General features: G+C 55.9%; 4 protein-coding genes and 1 pseudogene. 1 reads left to right on the top strand and 4 read right to left on the bottom strand.

Annotation, left to right across the window (positions count from 1 at the left end):
* Positions 1–789, bottom strand: a 789-nt coding sequence (locus tag DBO31_RS03130; RefSeq protein WP_234995373.1) for an OB-fold nucleic acid binding domain-containing protein, incomplete at its 3' end; no start/stop codon positions are given.
* 135 nt (positions 790–924) lie between these two features.
* Here DBO31_RS03130 and rpmB point away from each other — a divergent pair.
* Positions 925–1,116 (top strand): 50S ribosomal protein L28, encoded by a 192-nt coding sequence (gene rpmB / locus DBO31_RS03125; protein ID WP_059076660.1) that lies wholly within the window; start codon positions 925–927, stop codon positions 1,114–1,116.
* A 67-nt stretch (positions 1,117–1,183) separates the two neighbouring features.
* On the opposite strand, the gene DBO31_RS03120 is transcribed toward rpmB, so the two are convergent.
* The 3 genes and pseudogenes from DBO31_RS03120 to DBO31_RS03110 form a co-directional block, all read right to left on the bottom strand.
* Entirely contained in the window at positions 1,184–2,254 is a 1,071-nt protein-coding gene (locus DBO31_RS03120) for a flavodoxin family protein (protein ID WP_150824421.1), read from the bottom strand.
* A 13-nt stretch (positions 2,255–2,267) separates the two neighbouring features.
* Positions 2,268–3,260 carry a lactate dehydrogenase gene (locus tag DBO31_RS03115; protein ID WP_150824420.1) on the bottom strand — a complete coding sequence of 331 codons (993 nt, stop codon included), beginning with the start codon at positions 3,258–3,260 and terminating at the stop codon, positions 2,268–2,270.
* Between the two features lie 13 nt (positions 3,261–3,273).
* Positions 3,274–5,817: pseudogene (locus tag DBO31_RS03110) on the bottom strand (phosphohydrolase); the annotation flags it as partial.

Genomic DNA, 5,817 nt, shown 5'->3' with positions numbered 1-5,817 from the left:
GAAGGCACAGGTCTGGCCTCTGGTCAGGGCAAAGGGCAGCTGGTCAAAAAACTGCTTCAGTAAGGGGCCGTTGGGGCCGCATTTGATTCCCTGCCGCCGTCCTTCCCGCCGCCGGCGCAGGCAGAGGCCGGCCTGCATGTCAAACAATTCTTCATAGGCCAGTTGCTCCCGGGCTTTCTCCTGTTCTTCCCGGCTTTTGGGGAAATGCATCATCTCATAAGCTTCGACGAGAGGAAACCGGGAGTGACTCGTCGGCCGGCACGGCGCCGGCAGGAGATCCTGTTCTGTCCGGGCCAGGGTCAGGGCCTGGCGCACGGCTTTTCTCACGTCGGACTGGCGCAGGCCGTCCGTCAGTCCGTAGAGCGGCATGAATCCCTGCCCCTGTGGTTCTCCTTCTTCCACATCGGGCGTATTCATCTGGCGCCTGCCATAATTCCACTCGATGCGCCCGAAGGCCGATACGATCATGCCCGTATGAAATTGTTTTTTCTTGAACGGCTGATTGAACCAGGTCATTTCTACGGCTCCCGTTTCATCGTGGAGCACGACCTTTAAAATCGTCATGCCCCGCCGGGGCCGTACTTCCTGTATGGTCCCGACGCGGCCGCACACCAGGACCGGTTCCTTCCGTTCCAGGTCCGCCCGGCCGATGGGGACGACGTGGCTCCGGTCTTCATAATCGCGGGGGAAATACTGGAGCAGTGCGGGAATCGTCGTGACTCCCAGACGGGCAAACAGCTTTTCCCGGCGTACTCCGATACCGGGCAGCCGGCGAATTGAACTATCCATGAAAATACTCCTTGTCATTTGATTGTATTTATTGTATCATATTTTGTAGGCTTTTAATAAATAATCCTTGATTTGCCCCATATTTTATGATAAGATTTGTATGTTGTACTGCGAAAGTACTAGGAGGTGTAACCCATGGCAAATTATTGCGAAATCTGCGGTAAAGGTACCGTAACGGGCATGAATGTCAGCCATTCCCATTTAAAAACCAAAAGAACCTGGAAGCCGAACATCCAGAGAGTACGCGCTATCGTAGACGGCGAAGTCAAACGCGTAAACGTCTGCACCCGCTGCCTCCGTTCCGGCAAAGTACAGCGTGATGTATAATCCGGTATAAAAAAAGATGATTCTTCTCTGAATCATCTTTTTTTATACCCTTTTTTTTGCGCTTCTATTATTTCATATCGATATGACGGGCCAATAATTCCGCCCGTTCCTCAATTCCCGGACAGCGGAGGATACTCTTCGGTTCGTTGGCCGTTTCCATGAGGGCAAAATGACCGGGCAGGATGAAATTCTTGTTGCAGTTCAGCGCCCCGATGATCTGTTCGGCCACGATATCGCCGCCGCTGTAACCGGAAACAATCAGAGCAAAGACGCGTTTTTTCGAAAAAGTCTGCCAGTCCGTCCGGAACAAGGCAGTGAGGCGGTTGAAAAAGGCCATGATGTTGGCCCCGACGGCATCGTTATAGTTGGGGCAGATGAGGACCAGCGTATCGCACTGGCGCACGGCGGGATAGACCTGTTCCACCATGATGCCGCCGTAGAAGCAGTCTCCCCGTTCGCCAAAGTGCAGGCAGGCCTCATAACTGCAGCCCCGGCAGTCCACGACCGCCCCGTTGCGCAGGGATATTTCCTCTACCCGCGACGCCGTGAGATAGCGGCGCACCATTTCCCACAACAGCAGAGTATTGCTGGTACGGCGGCTGCTGGCGTGGAGCGCCAGGACGCGGCGCCCGCATTCTGGCGGCGGTGCAAAGGATAGGAGTTTCTCCACGAGCTGGCGGACGCCTTCCTGATAGGCTCCCAGATTATCGACTCCCCGCACCCGGGCCTGTATGGTGAAATTGTACAGCGAACCCGTCGCCTCGACCAGCGGCTTTCCCGGAAAGGCGCAGCCGGAACGGTTGGCCATGAAAATCATTTCCCTGCCAATTTTCTTGGTAAACAGCTCATCGGCCCCATCGACGACGACAGCACCGCAGCAGCCTTCAAGACAGTGGACATGCTGGGAAAGGAAGGAAATCATGCGGGCGTAGGCCATATTGAGGCCGCCCCGGGCCAGATTGATGGCAAAGAGGAAGCGCAGGTCTTCGCCGCCGCTGCGCCGCGTGCACAGGGCCACAAAGGGGGCCAGACTGTCGATGACCGTATGAGGCACGTCCTGGAGGGCATAGCGCAAAGCGCTGTCTACCCGTTCGGGATGGCCCGGTTCCTGCCATCCCATTTTGACAACATACAACATAGTACATCCCTTCTTATCGTAACTCGCACAACCTGAGGTAGGCATAGGCAATGCGGTCATACAACGCCTTGGGCAGAGACCGGTCCTCGTAGACCAGCCCTTCGTCCGTATAGCGGCTGCGGACGCCCAGGAAGGCACCCCGGTCCCGGTCTCCCAGATATACCGACCCGTAATGCCAGCGTCCTTCAAGCGTCAGCAGGATGGACAGGGCCGCCGACGACAGGGCCGGTGCGATGTACGGCTTATATCCCAGATTCCGGACGACGTAGTTGGCTTCTACGACCTTTCTGGTCAGTTCCCGCGACAGAGCATCGTCATAGCCATCGATGCGGTCGGCGATGACCAGGTCTTCTCCGTGGGGGCCGAAAGCCCGTCCTTCCTTGAGGTAATGGGCCATCCGTTCATCCTGTTCTGCATAGTAACAGGCCCGGGCATTCATGACGCCGAGGCCGTAGCCCTGTATCTGCCAGGGCTGGACGCCCGATGCGTCCAAAAAGGCCGCACACAGGGGGTCTACGGGATCGGAAACGATACAGACTAGACCGCCGTATGCCGCTTTACGGGCCAGCCCGGCAAAATGGCCGATGAGGCCTTTGTTGGCTTCCAGCTGGGCCATGCGTACGTCCCCCTTTGCCGAAAGGGGTGGTACACCCTTGCTGGCACAAAAGATGAAGACGTCGCAGTCAAAGAGCTGCTCTTCCGTGACCATATATACGGGTGGCAGCACCGGCCCGTCTCCCTGGCCGGCAAAGGGATAGCGTATCTGGTTGATTTCTATTTCCAGCCGGCGCAGATTATTCTCATTGAGGTCGCAGATGCCGATGCAAGCGATATCCGCCGCGCCGAGGAGGCGCAGGCCGATGAGCATCGTCGTTCCCACGTCGCCCAGGGCCAGGATGTGGACACGCGCCTTCTTCCCAGGCATAAAGGGCCGGCCGGCAAGGGACAGCGGCGCCGCAATACCGGCCTGTCCCGGCAATTCATGGATATAATGTACTTGTTCCATACACAGTTCCCCCTTATTCTTCATCCAGTTTCCAGTATTCGCCCCAGCGCAGGCGGATGAGACGTTCTATGTCGTTTTCTATGAACCGCGTCAGATCCATATTCTGGTCGAAGGTGACACCCACATCGATATCGGGATAGCGGGGATAGGTGACGACTTCGCCGAGACGCTTAAGGGTCAGGCGCTTTTCGTACGTTTCCTGATACACATCCTGCAGGGTCTTCATGATCAGCCGGGCGTTTTTCAGGCAGGTAAGGGAATAGAGGAAGGCCGCATCAGGGTCACTGTGCTTGATGAAAGCCGGCTTGACATAGGGCAGGATGAGATTGACCGACGGATTGCGGTCGTACCCGCTGTAATCGTGGGCATTGTCGATACTGTCGCCGCCGATTAAGGGATAGCAGTCCCGTTCGTTGAGCCAGACTTCCAGCGTCGGCAGGTAATAGGCGCATTCGGCCTTGATGTGCTTTTCCGCCATCATATCCATGGCCTGACCGGTCATGACGCCGACGAGGACCTCTTTGATTTCCACCTGGTTCTTGATGAGATACGGCGTCAGCATGCGCATGCGGTGTCCCTTGTGGAGCAGGTCGTCGATGAGGATGACCGGCCGGTTGAAGGACTTAATGGTCCGGACCTGGTTTTCCACGGACGAATAGTGGTGGGTTTCGGCAATGGTAAATCCCTTGACGGCGCGGTTAAAATACTTTTCGATGTGGAGCGATTTGGTGACCGTATTGGGCACGAGGACGTCGCTCAGGGCCTTGCCGAAGGGAACAGACATATAGGGGCCGCGCCGCTTCTTCGGATCATCGACGATAGAAACGCCGTTGATGTGGGCCATCTTGGTAATGATCTTATGGTGCATGGCACTCGTATTGAACGACAGGAGCAGCTTGCCCGGATAAATGCGCCGCATGACGGCCAACAGATTGGTATGGGCCTGTTCCAGTGCCTGCAGGACCCGGGGATGCTTGTTGAAGGGGTTCTTGATAATCGTTTCCACGTCGCGGAAAATGACGATGGGATCCTTCATATTGACCGCATACAGGGGATGGGCCGATCCCGGCGGGGCGATATTGACAAACCCCTGTTTCACCAAGGCATCGAGGACGGCGTCGTTATAACCAGCCTCATCGACGGGATGGTACACGGCATAAGCGTAATCCCGGGCAATGAGTTCCGTCAGGACTTCCGTGATGATGATCTGGCCGGCATTACTAATATCCGAATCGCCGGCAATATACAAAAAACCGATGGAAGCAATACTGCCGGCCGCGTGGCGCCGGATGTGGTCCGCCGTCTGCATATCGCCGAATTCGGACAGCAGGTCCCGGCTGTGGGCATTGTGGACGGCCGCGTAGGCAATCATCTGCTTCTGCTTCCCCGCGTTATCGATATAAATCGTCCAGACCCGTTCCTTGTCGATATTGCGGTCCCGTTCGATGTAGCGGTCCACTACGTCGATGTCATACCCCAGGGCGCCGAGACGGCTGTAAATCGGCCAGAGACTTTCCGCTCCTCTGGGCCGGAAGGCGCCGATACCGATTTCCCGGGCTTCCAGGACGTGTTTGTACGCCGGTTCGCGCAGGTACAGGTTGTTATCGTAAATGAAATTCTGGGCTACGGCGTCAATGAGATTGGAAATATCCCGGTTGAGGTCGATATTTTCCCGGATACGGGTCGAGCTGATGTCTTCGTAGAATTTATCCAGGAGGAGCGGAATGACTTTGCCCGTAATGGGATAGCCGCCAGTCCCCTTCTTATTCTTCGTCTCCCGCGTTTCCCGGGCAAAGGTGATGTGGTTCACCGTATGGATGGAATCGGCCGTCGGCACGGCTTTATAGGCCGAGGCGTTTTCGATGACATCGGTTCCGACGGCGATGTACAGCTCTTTACCCGTGAAGATTTCCTTCAGGCGGCGCACGTCGGCCTCGTTGGCAATATTGACCGACACATCATCCGGGAAGGGATAAATATCCTCTTCATCGGCTACAGACATATTCATGATCTTGCGGCGCATGAGACGCGGCTGGGTATGCTTGGACCAGGAAAACTCATCCAGGGCCAGATAGACATCGAAGCCCAGGTCGCGTATCCGGCAGGCCACGGCCTTGTGGCCCAGACTGAAGGGGTCAAAGGTGCCGGGATAAAAGCAGGCCTTATGATGGCGTGGGAACTGGAAAGGACCGCAGAGGAACTGGTGACGGCTGATATAGCGGTAAATATGGTTCAGCACGGCGGCATTGCTGTAAAAATCCAGCGTCCCTTCACTATTTTCATAGAGGGTGATCAGCAATTTCTTGTACGAATGGGCAAAGAGAAAATCCGTCTGTTCCTGCGGCATACAGGGGCTGTTAAAGACGAAACGGCCGATATCGCGGAAAGCGTCGCGACTCCGTTCCTTGTCGTAATGGGCATAGGCCTTGATCATGATATACAGGAGATGGCGCTGCCGTTCCCTGTTCTTTTCCTCATAATTGGGAAAGGCCGCCATGAATTCCCGGAAATGTTCCAGAATGACGCCGATCGTACTGACCATGGATGACGCCACCTG

The sequence above is a fragment of the Megasphaera sp. DJF_B143 genome (genome assembly GCF_900320625.1).
Classification (GTDB): domain Bacteria; phylum Bacillota; class Negativicutes; order Veillonellales; family Megasphaeraceae; genus Megasphaera; species Megasphaera hexanoica.
This window is presented reverse-complemented; position numbering and strand designations above follow the sequence as displayed.